The sequence below is a fragment of the Corynebacterium hindlerae genome (assembly GCF_014117265.1).
Lineage (GTDB): Bacteria > Actinomycetota > Actinomycetes > Mycobacteriales > Mycobacteriaceae > Corynebacterium > Corynebacterium hindlerae.
On record NZ_CP059833.1, the window covers coordinates 519,240 to 536,853 of the forward strand.

A 17,614-nucleotide genomic window follows, 5' to 3' on the forward strand; every position below is an offset into this window, starting at 1 on the left:
GTTTTACTCGACCGCCACCGGCCGGATCCCGAATTGGCCCCACGCGGCGTCGTCAGGCAATGCTTCTACCACCGCGATACCTGGCGCCTTCGCTACGTCGCGCAGCTGCTCTGCTGCGGAGTACACCACCACCGCGACCACGCTTTCTGGCGCGGGCAGCACTGAACTGCGCGTCGCGCCACCAATCGGCTCCGGCACTGGCACTGCCGGTTTATCGCGGTACACCGCGGCGCTGAGCCGCTGCACTGAGATGGCATCGAGGGGAGCCAGGTCACCAGGGCGTTCGAGGGTGACCAGTGCAAAGCAATCCCCCGTGGCGCTGTCAACGGTCGCCTGAGCGCGCGAGTGGTACTCCGGGAAGGTTTCCCCGGTCTCCATCCCGACGACATCACCATTATTGTTTCGCGGCGGGGTGGAATGATCTGTGAATTGTGCCCACACCAATGCCCCGGCGATGATCATGCAGGAGACCGCCGCGACTCCGCGACGAATCATGCCCGCAACACATCCAAAGCGTGTTGTAAATCAGCTGGGTACGGAGACTCCACCACCATGTAGCGCCCGTCAGCCGGGTGATGGAACCCCAGGGACACGGCGTGCAGCCACTGTCGCGTGAGCCCCAACCGCTTATTGAGCTTCGGGTCCGAACCGTACATCGGGTCGCCGCAGCACGGGTGGTGCAGCGAAGAAAAATGCACACGAATCTGGTGGGTACGCCCGGTTTCCAAGTGAACGTCCAGCAATGTAGCTTCCCGGAACGCCTCCAGCGTCTCATAGTGCGTAACCGACGGTTTGCCGTCAGTGGTCACGGCGAAACGCCAGCCGGCGGAAGGATGCCTACCGATCGGGGCTTCAATGGTGCCTGTCAGTGGGTCGGGATGGCCCTGCACCAGCGCGTGGTAGGTCTTGTCTACCGTGCGGTCACGGAACGCCCGTTTCAGCACTGTGTACGCCCGCTCCGAGGCGGCTACCACCATGACACCCGAGGTTCCCACGTCCAGGCGCTGCACGATACCTTTGCGTTCCGGCGGGCCAGAGGTGGAAATGCGGAAACCTGCTGCGGCGAGCCCGCCGACCACCGTGGGGCCCTCCCATCCGACCGTCGGGTGTGCTGCCACGCCCACTGGCTTATCGACGGCAATAATGTCGTCATCCGAGTAGAGAATATTCATCCCCGGAACCAGCTCCTCTTTGGGCACCAATGGCTGCTCTGGCTCGGGGAGAGTGACATCGAGCCACGCATCCACGGTCAGCCGGTCTGATTTTCCGACGGGATGGCCGTCGACAAGCACGTCGCCGGCCGTGGCCAGTTCAGCGGCGACGGTGCGGGAAATGCCGAGGAGTTTGGCGAGAGCGGCGTCGACACGCATGCCCGCCAGCCCCTCAGGGACAGGAAGTTGCCTTGTTTCACGCATGAGCCCGCTCCTGACGCATCACACCGAGAACAAAACACAGCACGCCGATGGTGATGCAGGAATCGGCGATATTAAAGACAGCAAAGCTACCGACGGAAATAAAATCCACCACGTGCCCGAAATAGAAGCCGGGCTCGCGGAACAACCGGTCGATGAGGTTTCCCAAGGCGCCACCGGCAATCAAAGCCAGGCCTACCGCCTGCCATTTTTCGTCGACCTTACGCGAGTACCACGCAATGCCAAGCACAAAAGCAAGCTGGATGGTGGTGAACAGCCAGGTGGAGCTGGTGCCCATCGAGAAGGCGGCGCCTGGGTTGAACAGGAGGTAGAAGCGGAACCAGTCGCCGATCACAGGCTGCGGAACCCCCGGTTCCAGCCATGTCACCATTAATTTTTTGGATGCTTGGTCCACCACCGCCGCGGCGACGGCGATCTGCATCATCAGAGAAACATAACTCCTACCTTGTGCACTCACGCGCTCTATCTTTCCTTATTCCGCAACAGTTTTTCTATTCACCCCACCACTGTGACGTCTCGCCAGCACAAACCTAGTACCTTAAACAGGTATGAAACGGATCCTCGCACTCACTGTCGCAGCTATCATGCTCACTGCTTGCAGCGGCGGTGCAGAACCTACCCCGGAGACTAACGAGCAGGCAGTCTCACTGAACATCGACGCCCCCAAGGTGACCTTGGTGAGCGCCGGAGAAAGCACCCAGACGGTGATCAACTACCAGGATGCCGGAGCGTCCCAGCAGGTAACCGTCACTTTCACCGATGGTTTTGACCAGGGTACGGGAGAGGACGACACCTTGCCGAAGGACCCTCCTGACACCCTGACCACAGACACCTTCACAACGTCGCTCGACGCCACGGTATCCGAGCAGTCCCCGCGTGATATCACGCTCAAGCTCGGACAATCCGAGCACTCAAACCCCTCCTACGCCAACGACGTGGCTTCTTTACAGGGTTTTGAGCTCGGCTGGGTAGCCAAGCCCTCCGGCCAAGTGGATACGGTGCGACTCGCCGCCCCTTCCGGGGCGACCGACCAGGGGAGATCGCTGGCTGAGCTCTACTTGATGAAGCTCCTGGCACAGCCGATCGTCTTTCCCACCGAACCCATTGCTCCGGGCGCGACGTGGACCGTGGACAATCGCGTCACCGGCGATTCAACAATGCTGCGTACGACTACGTACACCTTGGATTCGCTGCGCGACGGTGTAGCAGAGCTCAGCCTTACTGCTGCTGAACGCCCAGCGGTCGGTGCGCTTCCAGTGTCAGAGCTAGGCGACAACGCGGAACTAAAAGTGGTAAGTTCACGGTCTCGTGGCGTCGGTAAGCTGCGCGTTGATCTTTCCAAACCTCTGCCTACCGCCGGCGAAGTCACCTTGAATACCCGCGTGATGTACGGCGAAGATGGCAAAACCACCCGCGTTTTCCAAGACTTCAATTCCGGTGCGAAGTTTTCATAGGCTACAATCTGTAGGCATGGCAATTTCCTAATACAACCAGCGCCCTTATTCCCGCTTCGACGTTGTTAGGAACAACCATGCCTTCACTTTTCTCTTTCGATCGAGTCAGCTTTTCTTACCCGCAGCGCCGCGTTCTGACTGATGTCTCCTTTACCGTCACGCCCGGCCGAGTCGCGGGCCTGATCGGCGAGAACGGCGCCGGTAAATCAACTCTCCTGTCGCTGCTCACCGGCGTGCACCCCGACGCAGGCACGATCGTGGTCCCGGAGCGGGTGGGATTTATTGAGCAGGAAACGTCACTCCCCCACCACGCGCCCGCCCGCTTGCTTATCGACGCCGCCGTCGACGAAGTCCGCCAACTCGAGCGGGATATCGAAGACTTGAGCGCCGAGATGGCCACCCGCGATGTGGCCGATGAGTTTGACCTTGCCTTAGCCCGCGCCGAGCAAGCGCAACTATGGTCACTGGATGCGCGCATTGCGCAGGTGCTGGACGGATTGGGGCTCGGGACGGTAGACCTGGGTACTGCTATCGGCGAGATGTCGGGCGGGCAGCGGCGTCGTTTCGCGCTGGCTGCGCTCCTGATCCGACCGTCGGATGGCTTGTTGCTGGATGAGCCCACCAACCACCTGGACGATGCGGGAGTTGATTTCCTGATCTCCGAGCTCACCGCCTTTTCGGGGCCGGTGATCGCCGCCAGCCACGACCGGTGGTTCCTCGATCATTGCGCGACTGACATCATTGACCTCGACCCCGCGTTGGGCGCCGAGGGTGGCTATGGGGAGGATACCCGCCAGGCCGCGCTGTTTACCGGTTCGTTCAGCGAATACCTCTCCTGGCGCACTGCTGCTCGACGACGCTGGGAGCACGATTACGCCGCCCAAGAGCGTACGCGCGAGGAGTTATCGAACAAACTTGGCCTGACAGAAGGGGACATTTTCCATTCGACAGAGGCTAAGTCCGAGACTCGGAAGGCTGCGAAATTCTACGCCGACCGCGCTGCGAAAACCGTGGGCAACCGCATCAAATCAGCGCGGTCGCGATTGGAGGAGTTGGATCGCTTCGCCATCCCGGCGCCACCACCCAGGCTCTCTTTTGAGTTCACGCAGGCTGCTTCCGCTATGGAAACGAGCGAGCCATTGTTGAGTGTACGGAACGTGAGCGTGCCGGGACGCCTGGCTTCAACGACAGTGGAGCTGTTCGCCGGACAGTCACTGCTCGTGGAAGGTCCAAACGGAACTGGAAAATCCACCTTCCTGCAGTTGGTCGCCGGATGTTTGCCCACTTTCGACGGCGAGCGCATCGTTCACGACGACGCCCGGATCGGCTATCTCCCCCAAGACATCGAATGGCCCGCCATGGCAGCGACCCCCGCATCACTATGCCCGGATCTCGTGGCCCTGGGTTTGCTCGGGGAAGATCACATGAACACTCCACTTCGCCAATTGTCGTTGGGGCAACAGCGACGTGTGGCCATCGGCATGGTGCTCGCAGACCCGCCAGAAATCCTCATCCTGGACGAGCCCACCAACCACATTGCGTTGACCCTCGCGGAGGATCTGGAAGCCGCGCTCTCCGATTACCCAGGAGTGTGCCTCATCGCCACCCATGACCGCTGGCTGCGGTCGCGCTGGCAGGAAAAACGACTGCATTTTTCGGAAGGTTCATAGTGTTCCCTCTTGGGAAACCCGGGAAGCATTTCCCGGATCTCAGGGAAAGTATCACGTCTGCGGCTTCCCAATGTCCCTAAACCCGGGAAATGCTTCCCGGGTTTATCACCTGGTCGCCCCAGCTACGGACTAGCTACCTCTTCACCTTGCAGGTATCGATACCGATGATGCGGTACAGCGGGCAAAAACCTGCAACTGCGGTGATTGCCATGATGGCTGCCACCCCCCAAAGAACAATCTGGGTGACGCCCTGGGTGAAGACTGTGGCGCAAACAGCTGCAACAAGTGCGATGACGGCGCGAAGTGCGCGGTCAGCGGTTCCTTCATTTGCAATCATGGAACCAATTCTAAGCCACTTCGATAGACGTCAAACTAAAAAGAGTTAGATGTCACATCAAGTGCCGCGAGAGAAGGAGTTGGGCAAAATCCAGCGTACCGATGGGATTTTTCACGCCTGAAAAATACCAACCGTACGCTCGATTTTTTGGGGTTTCGCCCTGGGGCCTTAACCCTGCGCTGCACACATAGCCGGAACCTGCTCCGGCTGGACGGTGTTCTTGATCAGCGTGCATGCCCAGGACTGGGAGAGCTTCCAGGTGCCGCCTTCGTAGATGAATTCGACGTTATCAGCGGTTTGTGGCTCGCGTTCTGGGATGGTGAAGTTCACGGTCGCGAGAACGGAATCTGGGGTGTAGCCAGGAAGAATTGGGTCAACTACCTGGAAGTCTGCGCCAGATTCTGCCTTGGAGGCTGCCATGGTGTCGAAAAGTTCTGGGGCAGATTCACCGTTTTGCACGGTTTGGGTTTTTTCTTCCAGCGGTGTCCCTGGGTCCGTGGCCTTGGCCAGGATAGCGTTGAGGTCGGCTGCAGTTGGCTGCTGAGCTGCGGCGCCTTGTGCTGGGGCTGCCTTAGTGGTCGCAGGCGCGTTTGTGTTGGCCGGTTGATCGTCGCCAGAGCAGGCGGTCAGGCCGAGTGCTGCGGTGAGCATCGTCGCGGCGGCGATGGTGGTGGAAAACTTCAACGACATCTCCTCGTCAAGTTGATTGTCAGTAGGACGATCTGTCTCACTGCTAATGCGTCGACGATAATAACATGTACCTCATTGGTGCTTGAAGTTCGTGGGCTTGTGTACGCCTGTCGGTTCGCTGTGTCATTCTTATTACATGACTGAATCTCGTGTTGTCGTTATTACTACTGGCGGAACCATTGCGTGCACCACGGATAAGAATGGCGTGTTGCTCCCTACGGTGTCGGGTGAGGAGTTGGTGCGTCCGGTTGCTGGGCGGTTTGCTCCTGGCACGATGCAGATTGAGGTACGAGAGCTAACCCGACTGGATTCCTCGTCAATGACGCTGGCGGATATCGATGAGGTGGTGGCCGCGGTGCATGCTGCGCTAGAGGATCCGACGGTGGATGGCGTTGTGGTGACTCACGGCACAGATTCCATGGAGGAGACGGCCGTCGCAGTGGATACGTTTCATAAGGATCCGCGCCCGGTGGTGTTTACGGGTTCTCAGAAGCCTTTTGATCACCCGGAGGCCGATGGCCCGAATAATCTTTTCGAGTCGATCGTCATTGCCAGCGACGCCTCTGCCCGCGATATCGGTTGCTTGATTGTCTTCGGACATGCGGTTCTCCCCGCCCGCGGCGCGACGAAGTGGAACACCACGGATGAGCTCGCCTTCGCCACGAACGGCCCTGAGGAACCGACCCGCCCTGACCCGGTGCCGGTCGCTCCACTCGCGGACATTGACGTGCGTATCGTGACGGCATACCCGGGTGCGGGCCGCGATGTCTTGGACTTCCTGAAGGACAAGAAGGTGGACGGCATCGTGGTCGAGGCGATGGGGTCCGGCAATGTCAGCACGGAGTTTGCGCACGGGCTTATCGACGTCCTGGAGGCCGGAATCCCCGTTGCCCTATCGTCTCGTGTTCCACGAGGCGATGTCCTCCCGAGCTATGGCGGCGTCGGCGGTGGCGCATCTCTCGCAGCCAAGGGAGCCCTGTCTACAACCTATTTCCGCTCCCCACAGGCGCGTATTTTGCTGGCGATCTCCATCGCTACGGGGCGTCATCTTGCGACGATAATGTAGTGAGCCAGTCTCCCCAGTCCAGGCTGTCAAGCGCGTCGGCGGGCACGAGATCGGGGTCATCGACGGCGAAGCTGCGGGTGACGCCTCGTTCGGTGGTGCGGGTTTCAAATCGCACTGACACCACCCCATGCCCGGAACCTTGCACCCACCCGTGCCCATATTCTGGGTGGAACACATCCTGGGTGCTGTACCAGGTCACTTCCTGCGCCGGAGTGGCTACGACGGGTGTGGTCGTGGCCCGCACTCCGACCTCATAGTCGCTGGTGGTGTCGATAACGATGTTCTGGTCCAGCTCCGGAAACATCACATCTTGGCGTTCCGTTTCGAGGCCGGAGTAAGACACCCCGATGAGCCGGATCGGCCCGACCTCTTCGGGGTATCGGGTGAGCTTACGGGCGCTGGCGTGCAAGGTAGCGAACTCGTCGGTGGCATAAGGAAGCGTCATGGATCGTGACTCGGTGTCGAAGCTCGCGAGTTTCGTTTTCACGGTGATGGTTCGGGCGGCACGGCCGTCGTTAAGCAGCCTGCGGTGTGCGGCCCGCGCCGACTTTTCGATCGCCTCGTCGACCTGAGCGGTGCTGGTCAAATCGCGCGGGTAGGTGTGTTCAGCGCTTACTTGTTTCGCCTCAGCGCGCGGGACGACGGGCCGGTCATCGTATCCGCGAGCGAGCTGCCACAATGCCACCCCCACGTTCTTTCCCAGCGTGATTTCCACCTCGCGTTGCGGCAGCTCCGCGAACTGGCCGATGGTGGCCACCCCCACCGCGGCGAGCTTCGCTTCCGCAACAGGGCCAACCCCCCACAGCTTTCGGACAGGAAGCGCTCCCAACAGGTGGCGCTCTTGGTCCCGCGGAACCACAAACACACCATCGGGTTTTGCCAGGCCGGAGCCAATCTTTGCGAATTGCTTCCCTGAGCCTGCGCCTATCGACGCCGGCAGCCCGACCTCACGTTTAATTGTGTCGCGCAACTGCTGCGCCCACTCGTGCACCTGCTCACTGTCGGCCCCCACCAGTGCTGCAGGTTCTAAAAACCCTTCATCGATGGACAGTTGCTCCACCACCCCGGCTTCGTGGGCGATGATGTCAAAAACCCGGCGCGACACGACGGAATAGACCTGGTGCCGTGGGCGCACCGTCACCGCAGAAAATCCCACCAGCGCCCGGGCCTGATACATGGGCATCGCGCTTTTTGCCCCGAAAGCGCGGGCTTCGTAGGAGGCACCGGCCACAACTCCGCGGCCGTCGATCCCGCCGACCAGCACGGGACGGCCCCGCAGCGTCGGCCGGGTGAGCTGCTCCACGGAGGCGAAAAACGCATCCATATCAATATGAAGCACCCAGCGCTGAGCCATTGGAATCTTACCTAAAACGTGAGCGTGCTGAGCAGTTCGTCCACGCGTTCCCGGGTGGCAGCCGGGCTGTGGTCACCGGAATATAGGCGCTCCAGGTCGTCCGTGGTGATACCACCGCTGACTGTGTTGAGGGTGATCCGGTCCTGGCGGGTCAGCGCGACCTCACGAAACACTGGGACCAGGTTTTGGGGCAGTTCCGGCCCATCGTAGTTGTCGCAGCCCTTGGCGTTGGAAGGATCGGTGGCCATGAGGGCATTCGGGAGGGAGCCGACCATCGCCTGGTAGACCTTGTCGCGCCAGGTGCCATCGTTGGGGTCGAGGCCTGCCTTCTTTGCCGCTACATATTTTTCTGACATTTCCTGAGCAAGCTGCGGGTTGAGATAGTGCAGGAACTCTCCGGTGCAGCCGATCACCACGTCAGCCTCTCCGGACTGTACCCGGGAAATCCGCGGTTTTTCTTTACTGTTGCTTTCAGCCTCTAGATACGCCTCCCGGCCACTGCGCACAAAGGCACCCGTGACCATCTCCCCCAGCACTTCTTGCTGGTACCAGTTGTCGTTGATGGAGACGGTGATCGCGTTGGCTTCGGATTCGCGAAGCTTGCCACGGGGTTCTGGGGCGCAGGACGTCGAAAGGACAGCAACGCACAGCAGCGCGTACAGCTTGCGGACGTTTGAGATACGACGCACCTTGCGGAAACCACCTTCTCCTCGCGATGAATGAAACACCATCAGTGTAGACCGCCCCACTTGGACGAACTACCTTTAGGGTTGTATTGTCTGTGCTGTTATTTTCAGTGCGTTATCACATCTAGGAGGGGAAACTCGTGGCTGGTAATTTTCCACTGCCCAAGCGGCCTAAGGCTCAGGTGCCTGTCCCCTCCCCCACGGTCGCGCTGGGATCGAAGATCCGGGTGCCCGTCGAGCGGGCCATTGAGCGGTGCGTCATTTACCGCGACGGTCGGCCTGTGCGCGGCGCCTACAACTACCGGGAAGCGTTGGAAGAGGTCCGCCGCACTGGTGAGGGGTACGTGTGGCTGGGTCTGTATGAGCCCGACGAGCGTCAGATGATGCTCATTTCACAGGCATACGACGTGCACGAGTTGATCGTGGAGGACGTCGTCTCCGCACGTCAGCGTCCGAAGTTGGAGCGCTACGGCGACCAGTTCTTCTTCGTTATCCGCAACGTCAAGTACACCGACGACGCGATCGTTAGTGATGCCCGGGAAATCATCGAGACCGGCGAAGTGCAGATGATTGTGGGCCGTGACTTCATCATCACCATTCGCCACGGCGAAAAATCGACGATCACGGGGCTGAAAAAGCGCCTGGAAGGCGACCCGGAGCAATGTGCGCTTGGTCCTTCCGCTGTCGCGTGGCTCATTTCCGACGTCCTGGTCGACGACTACATCCGAATTGCCCGACTGCTCTCCATCGACGTCGACGACCTGGAAAACGAGGTATTCTCCCCCGACTCCAGCTTCGACATTGAACAGATTTACCGCCTCAAACGCGAGATTCTGGAAATGCGCCACGCCATCGACCCGCTCGCCCCGGCGCTACGCACCCTGACAGCTAACCAGCACGGCCTGCTTTCGGACCAGATCAGCAAATACTTCATTGACGTGTTGGACCACGAGATTTCAGCGATGGATCAGATCGCCTCCCACGATGAGCGGCTCACCTCGCTGATCAATGCTGGTGTCGCAAAGATTTCGATGCAGCAGAACGCTGATATGCGTCGCCTGTCCGCCTTGGTCGGCATGGCGGCGGTGCCGACGATGATCGCTGGTATTTACGGCATGAACTTCCAAAACATGCCAGAGTTGAACACGGAGTATGGATACTACGTGGTGCTGGGCGTGATGGCCTTGTCAGTAGTCGCGATGTGGCTGTTGTTCAAAAAGAACAAGTGGCTTTAGGCCCCACCAGAAACCTTGCCTCCTAAGTTCGCGCGGGCGATGATGTCGCGGGCCGCGCGGGCATGGTGTGGGTCGCACAGGACGTCGTAACGCCCGGCCACAATTTGGGTCTTGGAGGAAAAATCACGGCGCCCCTGCGTGCTCGCGTAAGACACGGCCGAGGACACCGTCCCGAAAACCAGCCCCATGACGATGCCGACGAGCAGCGGGCTGATCCAGTTTTCACTAAACAGGCCAATGAGCAGGCCGAAGAACACGCCCATCCACGCGCCGGATGCGGCGCCACCGGCCAGGACGCGCCCCCAGGACAGCCGACCGATCACACGCTCGACCTCCATCAAGTTCACACCGACAATGGTCAGTTCACTGACAGGAAAATCTCCCGTGTCCGAGAGCATGTCCACGGCCGCTTGTGCTTCGACATACGTCTGAAAACTTCCAACCGGCCAGCCTGACGGCAACGGGCGCGGATCTTGCTGGGGCAACGGGCGCGGCTGCGATTCCATGTGAACCTACTTTCTAAAAAAGCCTCTGTATCCGCAACGACTCACACATCGGTTTAGTTCCCGCCCACTCCGAATACAGCAGGATTGCTGCACTAGTACAATGGCACCCTATGAGCACCTCAACTCGCGTGTACGCCGGTCGTCTCAACGGCATGATTGTCCGTGGTCCCGACGCGGAACCTATTGGTCGTGTCCGCGATGTCGTGGTGAGCCTCAGACCTACGTCACTGTTGTCCCGCGCGCTCGGGTTGGTGGTGGAGCTAACCAACAAGCGGCGTATTTTCGTGCCGATGCTCCGCGTGGCCAACATTGACCCCAGTGACATCACGCTGGTTTCTGGCTCCGTGTCGATGCGCCAGTTCAAACCGCGCGCTGGCGAGTCCACGGTGATGCACGACCTGATCGGCGCGAAGATTCAGGTCAACGATCCAGAGCTGGAGCACCTACACGGCCGCCCGGTGGAGATCGCTGACGTGGAATTGGAGCGTACCCGCACCCGCGACTGGGTGATCTCCCGACTCGCGGTGTTTGGCGAGCGCCCGAAGTTTGGGCGGCGCACAGATCTGCATGTGGTGCCGTGGTCGCACGTCCTCGGCGTGACGGCCGGCGGTTTTGGTGATGCCGACGCCACAGCTGAGATCATCGCCTCATTCGATGACATGCGCCCCGCCGACATCGCTACGGTCATGCATGAAATGTCCATGTTGCAGCGCCATCAGGTGGCTGAGGAACTCGACGACGAACGCCTGGCTGACATCATCCAGGAAATGCCGGACGATCACCAGGCAGAAATCATTGAGTCGCTCGACATCGAACGCGCCGCTGACGTGCTGGAGGAGATGGACCCCGACGACGCCGCCGATCTGCTCGGAGAGCTTCCCGACGCCAAAGCCGACGTCCTGCTCGAGCTGATGGATCCGGAGGAGTCGGCGCCGGTTCGACGGTTGATGACCTTCTCCCCCGACACCGTCGGCGCGCTCATGACCCCCGAGCCGCTGATCCTCACCCCGCAAACCACGGTGGCGGAGGCGCTGGCGATGGCCCGAAATCCAGAGCTGCCCACCAGTTTGAGTTCGTTAATTTTTGTGGTTCGCCCGCCCACAGCCACCCCAACGGGCAAATATTTGGGGTGCGTGCACTTGCAAAAGTTGCTGCGTGAGCCCCCGAGCTCGCTGATCGGCGGTATCCTTGACCCGGATTTACCGCCGCTCTACGCAGATGACAGCCAAGAGACCGCAGCCCGGTTCTTTGCTATGTACAACCTGGTGTGTGGCCCGGTGCTGGACGATGACAAGCACCTGCTCGGCGCGGTTGCAGTGGATGACCTGCTGGACCACATGCTCCCCGAAGATTGGCGTGAGACCGGACTGCGACCTGAAAGCCCTAAGAGCCCTGTAGGAGGTGCCCATGACTGATAAGCGTTCCTACCTGGATACTCCGTCCATCGCTGCTCGCAAGAGCCGGTTCCGTGTCGATGCGGACGCGGTGGGCGCCTTCGCGGAGAAGGTCGCCCGGTTCTTCGGCACGGGTGAATACCTGTTTTGGCAGACGGTTTTTGTTGTTATTTGGATTGGCCTGAATGTTGGTGGCTGGTGGTGGAGCTGGGATCCGTACCCGTTCATCCTGCTCAACCTCGCCTTTTCCACGCAGGCTGCCTACGCTGCGCCACTGATTTTGTTGGCACAGAACCGTCAGGAGGACCGGGACCGCTTGGTGCTGGCCGAGGATCGCCGACGCGCGGAGGAAACGAAGGCGGATACGGAGTTCCTGGCGCGGGAGCTGGCAAGCGTGCGTTTGGCACTCGGTGACAATGTCACCCGCGACTACCTGCGCCGCGAGCTCGAAGACGTGCACGCCCTCCTCGAGCGTATTGAGGCAAAGCTTGACGACGAGTCAGCTGCCCGCATCGCCCGGGAACACGAGGGTTCGGAGTACACAGGTTCGGAGTTTTCCGAGCCTCGCCACGGCGACCTGGCGGATAAGGACGATGACGAATCGCGGTAGGATAGCTAACCGTGAACCACAAGATTTCTGAATCCGATGTTCGTGCCGCGCTGGCCCGCGTGGACGATCCTGAAATTGGTAAGCCAATTACAGAATTGGGCATGGTGAAGTCGGTTGAGGTCGATGGTGCGGATGTTCGCACAGAGATCTACCTCACCATCGCTGGTTGCCCGATGAAGAACACGATCGTAGCTGGCGCCGAGGCCGCTATCAAGGAGATTCCGGGCGTCGGAGCTGTTACCGTCACCACTGACGTGATGAGCGACGAACAGCGCCGTGAGCTGCGCACATCATTACGCGGCCATGCTGATACCCCGGAGATTCCTTTTGCCCAGCCGTCCTCCACCACCCGAGTATTCGCGGTGGCCTCCGGTAAAGGCGGCGTAGGCAAAAGCTCCATGACGGCTAATCTTGCCGTGGCGTTGGCCCAGCGTGGGCTAAAGGTCGGCATTGTCGATGCTGACATTTATGGTCACTCGATCCCCGGACTGTTCGGCACCGACGAACGCCCGACTGCGGTTGATGACATGATCATGCCGGTGCAAGCGCACGGCGTGAAGATGATTTCGATTGCACATTTCACCGAGGGCAACGCCCCAGTGATGTGGCGTGGTCCGATGCTGCAGCGCGCTATCCAGCAGTTCTTGGCTGACGTGTTCTGGGGAGACCTGGACATCTTGCTGCTGGATCTACCTCCGGGAACTGGTGACGTTGCCATTGCCGTCGGCCAGCTGCTGCCCAACGCTGAATTGCTCGTGGTCACCACGCCACAGGCGGCCGCCGCAGAAGTGGCAGAGCGGGCTGGTACGGCGTCGTTGCAAACGCACCAGCGGGTGGCCGGTGTGATTGAAAACATGGGCGCGATGGTGCTGCCGGATGGCTCCACCATGTCGGTATTCGGTGAAGGCGGTGGCTCCCGGGTGGCTGAGCGGCTATCTACGCTCACGGGCACCACGGTACCGCTGCTGGGCGAGGTTCCCCTGGATCCCGCGCTGCGCACCGGTGGCGATGAAGGAACCCCGGTGGTCATCGCCGCCCCTGAGTCCCCCACGGCCCTGGCGATCAACAAGATCGCAGATGCGCTGCACAAGCGTCGCGAGTCGATTGCAGGTAAGACACTCGGGTTGGGCGTCACTCCGAAGTAGATATGGAACGGTGTGATGTCCTGATTATTGGCGCTGGGCAGGCTGGACTTGCCACGGCCTATTACCTCCGCCGATCTGGGCTGCACACCGTCCTCGTCGATGCCACACACTTTCCCGGTGGCTCCTGGAACCGCACCTGGGAGTCGTTGCGGCTATTCTCCCCTGCTCGGATCTCCTCGCTCCCGGGCTGGCGACTCGATCTTCCGCCGGATTCTTATCCGTCACCGGAGCAGATCGTGGCCTATTTCACTGCTTACGAGCTACGCTACGGCTTCGACATTCGCAGACCAGTAACTGCGCTGCGAACCAGCGGATCCGGCCCCTTCACCACCCAGCTCTCTACTGGAACATCGATTCAATCTAATTTCGTCGTCAATGCCACCGGCAATGCCTCTCGGCCGTTTGTCCCCAGCGTGCCAGGTCAGCGACTATTTCTCGGCAAGCAGCTCCACTCCCGCAATTACCGCACAGCAACGGAATTCCGAGATCAACGGGTTGCGGTTGTGGGTGGGGGAAATTCCGGCGCCCAAATCGCGGCGGATCTCCTTGGCCAGGCTCACGTCACCTGGTGTACATTGCGGCCACCTCGTTTTCTCCCCGATGACTACGACGGCGCAAAGTTATTTAGCATCGCTTCCCGATACATTTCCTCAGTGGAGGAAGAGTCACCGAAGATTTCCGACCTCGGGGATATCGTCATGGTGCCCGCCGTGAAGGAAGCCCGGGACCAGGGCAAGCTGCAGGCAACGGAGATGTTTGCGCGGCTGACGTCGTCAAGCGCGGTGTGGGCCGATAGGCACGAAACCGAACTAGACGCGGTTATTTGGTGCACGGGTTTTCGGCCGGCTCTCCGCCACCTAAGGGGTTATCGCTTAGAGCTTAACGGGACCGCTGTGGTCGGCGCACCGGGAATGCATGTGGTGGGTTACGGCGATTGGGTTGGGCCAGCTGCAGACACGATCCTCGGGGTAAGTCCTTACGCTCGGGCTGCAGCGAAGGACATTATGGAGCAAGCTTAGGTGATATCCGCCCAGGAGAACCCGCCGGCTTTAGGGTCTTCGCCCTGGTCCGGGCGCTGAATTTTTGTGGTTTCCGGGGTGGTCTGCTGTGTGGGATCAGTGTTGTAGAGCGCTGCCCGGGCTCGCTCAGTTTTGCCGGCGGTGTCCTCTCCCATGACTTTCTTTGGGTCGAAGGAGTCGAAGAAAGAATCGTCGCCTTCGAGAAGTGTTTTAGTCAGTGCTGCGCGTGGCCCCATCCGGGTGAGCGTGGCAAGTTCTTGGACTGGCTTACGGAAGTCATCAAATTCGGGGCCGAATTCTTCATTGAGCCCCTGCTTGGCATTATTGATTGCGGTGCGGGCGGCCAACAGCGCGGCGCGCAGATCCTGAATGACCTTGGGGAGCCGTTCCGGCCCGATCACGATCAAACCAATCACAAAAATGACGAAAATTTCGCCCCAGCCAACATCGGTAAACACTGTTATAACCTTAGTCTGCTTTCACCCAAAAGTCGTGTCATGCTGCTAACCGCGTTGGTTGCGACGCACCGCGCGGTAGAAAAACTCCACGCGATCTAGGATCGTCGCCCCCTTAGGGTTCACAATGTCCTTTGCGTCCGGACCGTCGGGGCAGCTTTGCGCGATCAACGTCAGTTTCGCCATCAGTGTGGAGGGCACTGAAATGTCCTCATCAGCAACTTCCCGGAGGCGCTGCGCCGCCCGTCGCTGCTGCATCACCTCGGCCCGGCACTCCGGGCAGTGCACGAGGTGAATCCGGGCCCGATTCATCGCCACCGGGCTGAGTTCATTGTCAACAAACCCAGCTACGGCCTCGGGGCTCAAGTGCTCGACGGATGCGAACTCGCGTGGCTTCTCAGCTGCTTTTTCCGAGGCTTTGTCAGCGCTGTTACCGGACCGCCTGTGAGGCCGTGAGGCGCGAGAAATCATAGGAAAAACGCCTCCTTCCTCGCCTGACAGAACTGATTGTTGCGCTTAGTGTCAATACTAGACGTGCGCAGGCAACAGCAGCTGTGCATTTTCGTCAGTGATCGCCGCGTGCTCGAGGTACGCTCGGATTTGCGAACGCCCTCGGTGGATCCGCGAGCGGACAGTTCCCAGCTTCACGCCGAGGGTATCGGCTATCTCGTCGTAAGAAAGCCCCAGCATGTCACACAGCACAACCGCCACGCGGAACTCGGGACTCAGCTGGTCCAGCGCTGCCTGCAGAACTGGATCCAGGTTAGAAACGGAGTATGCCTGCTCCGGAGTGAGGTCGGTGCCTGGCACCCGTTCGTAGTCCTCCGGCAAGGCCTCCATCCGGATTTTGCTGCGGTGCCGGACCATATCCAAAAACAGGTTGGTGGTGATGCGGTGCAGCCAGCCCTCGAACGTGCCCGGCTGGTAGCTCTTCAGCGAGCGGAAGACGCGCATGAAGGTTTCTTGAGTGAGGTCTTCCGCGTCATGTTGGTTACCGGAAAGCCGGAACGCGAGGCGATAAACGCTGTCTGCGTGTTCCGCAACCAGTTCCGCCCATGTTGGCATGTCCGCGTGTCCAGCATCGAACGCTGCGGTGCCCGTCAACTGTGCGGGTTCCTCGGTGTGCGCTGCGCCGGGCAGCTCCGGGGAATCGAATGAGCTCATAGAAGTATTGTGCCTGATCTTTCTGTCATAACACCAATTTGTGGGTTCACGGTGGCGCGTCTGTCATTATGTATAACCGCCTGAGGTGAAAATTTGTTCCGTTTCAGTTGAGAAACCTCTGAAGGAACGGTCACGGCTTCGCAACATCTCCCCTTCCACCACTTCCATTTACTACTGTCACAACTTGTGGTTACACGCCCCGAAAATCACGCACGACCAGGTCACGTCGACCTACACTGAGCATCGTGACTGAAACTGCGATGGAAGCCCTCCGAACCTACATCTTCGACACCACCGAATCCACCCCAGCATTGGAAACTGCCCTCCAACACGCTGAGGAGTTTGGACTTCGGGTTCCCGATGCAATCACTGGCTCTTTGCTAGCCACCCTTGCAGCAGGAGCCGCAACCCCTGCTGCGTCCGGAGCCATCGCGGTCACCCCAGCTGCCAGCGTCATCGGTTTGTACCTCTTGAAAGGACTAGGCGACAGCGGTCACCTGACCTGCATCGACCCCGAATCGGAGCATCAGCGCCACGCAAAGTCGTGCTTCCAGGAAGCCGGCTACAAGTCCTCCAGCTTCCGTTTCCTCCCCTCACGACCACTCGAAGTGATGGGCAGGCTAGCCAACGACTCCTACCAATTCGTGTACGGAGATGTAGCGCCCGTCGATCAGCGCGCCTTCGTTGACGCTGCCTGGCCACTCCTCGCTTCAGGTGGCGTCCTGGTGCTCGCGGATTCCTTGCTCGACGGCACGCTTGCCGACGCCACCCGCACCGATCGTGACACCGTCGCAGCGCGGGAGACTGACGCTTACCTACGAGAGATGCCAGGCACCCTGGTTACTCGTCTCCCGCTGGGCGCTGGGCTGACTATCGTTACCAAGCGCTAGCCATGTTAGCTAGTAGCCACGTCACGGTTACTGGCCGGCAACACAGCTTTTGCTCCCCACTTCTCAGGGCGAGCGCCAGCTAAAACATTTGGTAAAAAGTTCGAGCAAAGCCAGCCTCGCCCCTGTTGTGGCGCCTTTTCCTTTTCAAATTCTCTACTAACCGATCCACATCCGATGGTGCGTCCTATTCCACCTGGAAAGTTCGTCCCTTTAAAACGCTCCCCGAACCACGTACCAGCACCACAACGGAACCAGAACCGATCGAAACAATGGTGTCCCGACAACCACACGTCGGTCGAATACATTTTTTGGGTTTAGGGACAAAATGTGTGCCCGGGCGGGCATTTTTGTGTTGTTACTTCACCCCTGGGGGCTCTGACCACGGCCCCTGAAGTTTCTTGCTAAAACCCGGGAAACATTCCCCGGATCTCGGGCCAAAAACAGTGAAATAGCAGGCGTGAAGCCTTAAAAGTTCACTGAAACCCGGGGAACACTTCCCGGGTTTT

General features: G+C 59.8%; 20 protein-coding genes. 9 read left to right on the forward strand and 11 right to left on the reverse strand.

Going from position 1 to position 17,614, the window contains the following annotated elements; genetic code table 11:
* Positions 1 to 3 precede the first annotated feature (3 nt).
* Genes HW450_RS02490 through lspA form a run of 3 tightly spaced genes read right to left on the reverse strand, consistent with a single transcriptional unit; the run spans position 4 to position 1,857 of the window.
* Positions 4 to 495: a hypothetical protein gene (locus HW450_RS02490; RefSeq protein WP_182386457.1), complete on the reverse strand. Its 492-nt coding sequence runs from the start codon at positions 493 to 495 to the stop codon at positions 4 to 6.
* Complete coding sequence (locus tag HW450_RS02495) at positions 492 to 1,415, reverse strand: RluA family pseudouridine synthase (protein WP_182386458.1); 924 nt, start codon at positions 1,413 to 1,415, stop codon at positions 492 to 494. The genes HW450_RS02490 and HW450_RS02495 overlap by 4 nt, the downstream gene beginning before the upstream one ends.
* Positions 1,408 to 1,857, reverse strand: a complete 450-nt coding sequence (gene lspA, locus HW450_RS02500; RefSeq protein WP_182387274.1) for a signal peptidase II — start codon at positions 1,855 to 1,857, stop codon at positions 1,408 to 1,410. The genes HW450_RS02495 and lspA overlap by 8 nt, the downstream gene beginning before the upstream one ends.
* Before the next feature lie 124 nt (positions 1,858 to 1,981).
* Between lspA and HW450_RS02505 the strand changes: the two genes are divergently transcribed.
* Complete coding sequence (locus HW450_RS02505; protein WP_182386459.1) at positions 1,982 to 2,887, forward strand: membrane lipoprotein lipid attachment site-containing protein; 906 nt, start codon at positions 1,982 to 1,984, stop codon at positions 2,885 to 2,887.
* 77 nt (positions 2,888 to 2,964) lie between these two features.
* A complete protein-coding gene (locus tag HW450_RS02510; protein WP_182386460.1) occupies positions 2,965 to 4,557 on the forward strand; it encodes an ABC-F family ATP-binding cassette domain-containing protein in 1,593 nt (530 codons plus the stop codon).
* Between the two features lie 133 nt (positions 4,558 to 4,690).
* Here HW450_RS02510 and HW450_RS02515 read toward each other — a convergent pair whose 3' ends face one another.
* Both HW450_RS02515 and HW450_RS02520 read right to left on the reverse strand, forming a co-directional pair.
* Positions 4,691 to 4,894 carry a YgaP family membrane protein gene (locus HW450_RS02515; RefSeq protein WP_182386461.1) on the reverse strand — a complete coding sequence of 68 codons (204 nt, stop codon included), beginning with the start codon at positions 4,892 to 4,894 and terminating at the stop codon, positions 4,691 to 4,693.
* A 168-nt stretch (positions 4,895 to 5,062) separates the two neighbouring features.
* On the reverse strand, positions 5,063 to 5,584 hold the full coding sequence (locus HW450_RS02520; RefSeq protein ID WP_232843301.1) for a hypothetical protein: 522 nt from the start codon (positions 5,582 to 5,584) through the stop codon (positions 5,063 to 5,065).
* Between the two features lie 136 nt (positions 5,585 to 5,720).
* On the opposite strand from HW450_RS02520, the gene HW450_RS02525 reads away from it, so the two are divergent.
* On the forward strand, positions 5,721 to 6,650 hold the full coding sequence (locus HW450_RS02525; protein WP_182386462.1) for an asparaginase: 930 nt from the start codon (positions 5,721 to 5,723) through the stop codon (positions 6,648 to 6,650).
* Here HW450_RS02525 and HW450_RS02530 read toward each other — a convergent pair.
* The gene (locus tag HW450_RS02530) at positions 6,619 to 8,004 is read right to left on the reverse strand and encodes a DNA polymerase IV (protein ID WP_182386463.1); all 1,386 of its coding nucleotides are present in this window, start codon (positions 8,002 to 8,004) and stop codon (positions 6,619 to 6,621) included. The two genes, HW450_RS02525 and HW450_RS02530, sit on opposite strands and share 32 nt — an antisense overlap.
* An 11-nt stretch (positions 8,005 to 8,015) precedes the next feature.
* Positions 8,016 to 8,693 carry a type 2 periplasmic-binding domain-containing protein gene (locus tag HW450_RS02535; RefSeq protein WP_182386464.1) on the reverse strand — a complete coding sequence of 226 codons (678 nt, stop codon included), beginning with the start codon at positions 8,691 to 8,693 and terminating at the stop codon, positions 8,016 to 8,018.
* Positions 8,694 to 8,830: 137 nt separating this feature from the next.
* On the opposite strand from HW450_RS02535, the gene corA reads away from it, so the two are divergent.
* Positions 8,831 to 9,925, forward strand: a complete 1,095-nt coding sequence (gene corA / locus HW450_RS02540; RefSeq protein ID WP_331251784.1) for a magnesium/cobalt transporter CorA — start codon at positions 8,831 to 8,833, stop codon at positions 9,923 to 9,925.
* On the opposite strand, the gene HW450_RS02545 is transcribed toward corA, so the two are convergent.
* Complete coding sequence (locus HW450_RS02545; RefSeq protein ID WP_182386465.1) at positions 9,922 to 10,431, reverse strand: general stress protein; 510 nt, start codon at positions 10,429 to 10,431, stop codon at positions 9,922 to 9,924. The two genes, corA and HW450_RS02545, sit on opposite strands and share 4 nt — an antisense overlap.
* Before the next feature lie 110 nt (positions 10,432 to 10,541).
* Here HW450_RS02545 and HW450_RS02550 point away from each other — a divergent pair, with 110 nt between their 5' ends.
* Genes HW450_RS02550 through HW450_RS02565 form a run of 4 tightly spaced genes read left to right on the forward strand, consistent with a single transcriptional unit; the run spans position 10,542 to position 14,599 of the window.
* Complete coding sequence (locus tag HW450_RS02550) at positions 10,542 to 11,846, forward strand: magnesium transporter MgtE N-terminal domain-containing protein (RefSeq protein ID WP_182386466.1); 1,305 nt, start codon at positions 10,542 to 10,544, stop codon at positions 11,844 to 11,846.
* Positions 11,839 to 12,435 (forward strand): DUF1003 domain-containing protein, encoded by a 597-nt coding sequence (locus HW450_RS02555; protein WP_182386467.1) that lies wholly within the window; start codon positions 11,839 to 11,841, stop codon positions 12,433 to 12,435. The genes HW450_RS02550 and HW450_RS02555 overlap by 8 nt, the downstream gene beginning before the upstream one ends.
* An 11-nt stretch (positions 12,436 to 12,446) precedes the next feature.
* Positions 12,447 to 13,580: an Mrp/NBP35 family ATP-binding protein gene (locus HW450_RS02560; RefSeq protein ID WP_182386468.1), complete on the forward strand. Its 1,134-nt coding sequence runs from the start codon at positions 12,447 to 12,449 to the stop codon at positions 13,578 to 13,580.
* A gap of 2 nt (positions 13,581 to 13,582) precedes the next feature.
* Entirely contained in the window at positions 13,583 to 14,599 is a 1,017-nt protein-coding gene (locus HW450_RS02565; RefSeq protein ID WP_182386469.1) for an FAD-dependent oxidoreductase, read from the forward strand.
* Here the strand turns inward: HW450_RS02565 and tatB are convergent.
* The 3 genes from tatB to sigE are packed head-to-tail and all read right to left on the reverse strand — an operon-like array spanning position 14,596 to position 16,218.
* Positions 14,596 to 15,057 (reverse strand): Sec-independent protein translocase protein TatB, encoded by a 462-nt coding sequence (tatB, locus tag HW450_RS02570; RefSeq protein ID WP_182386470.1) that lies wholly within the window; start codon positions 15,055 to 15,057, stop codon positions 14,596 to 14,598. The two genes, HW450_RS02565 and tatB, sit on opposite strands and share 4 nt — an antisense overlap.
* Positions 15,058 to 15,102: 45 nt before the next feature.
* Entirely contained in the window at positions 15,103 to 15,522 is a 420-nt protein-coding gene (locus HW450_RS02575; RefSeq protein WP_407926291.1) for an anti-sigma factor family protein, read from the reverse strand.
* Positions 15,523 to 15,582: 60 nt separating this feature from the next.
* Complete coding sequence (sigE, locus tag HW450_RS02580; protein WP_182386471.1) at positions 15,583 to 16,218, reverse strand: RNA polymerase sigma factor SigE; 636 nt, start codon at positions 16,216 to 16,218, stop codon at positions 15,583 to 15,585.
* 260 nt (positions 16,219 to 16,478) lie between these two features.
* Here sigE and HW450_RS02585 point away from each other — a divergent pair, with 260 nt between their 5' ends.
* Entirely contained in the window at positions 16,479 to 17,108 is a 630-nt protein-coding gene (locus HW450_RS02585; protein ID WP_182387282.1) for an O-methyltransferase, read from the forward strand.
* Positions 17,109 to 17,614: the final 506 nt, after the last annotated feature.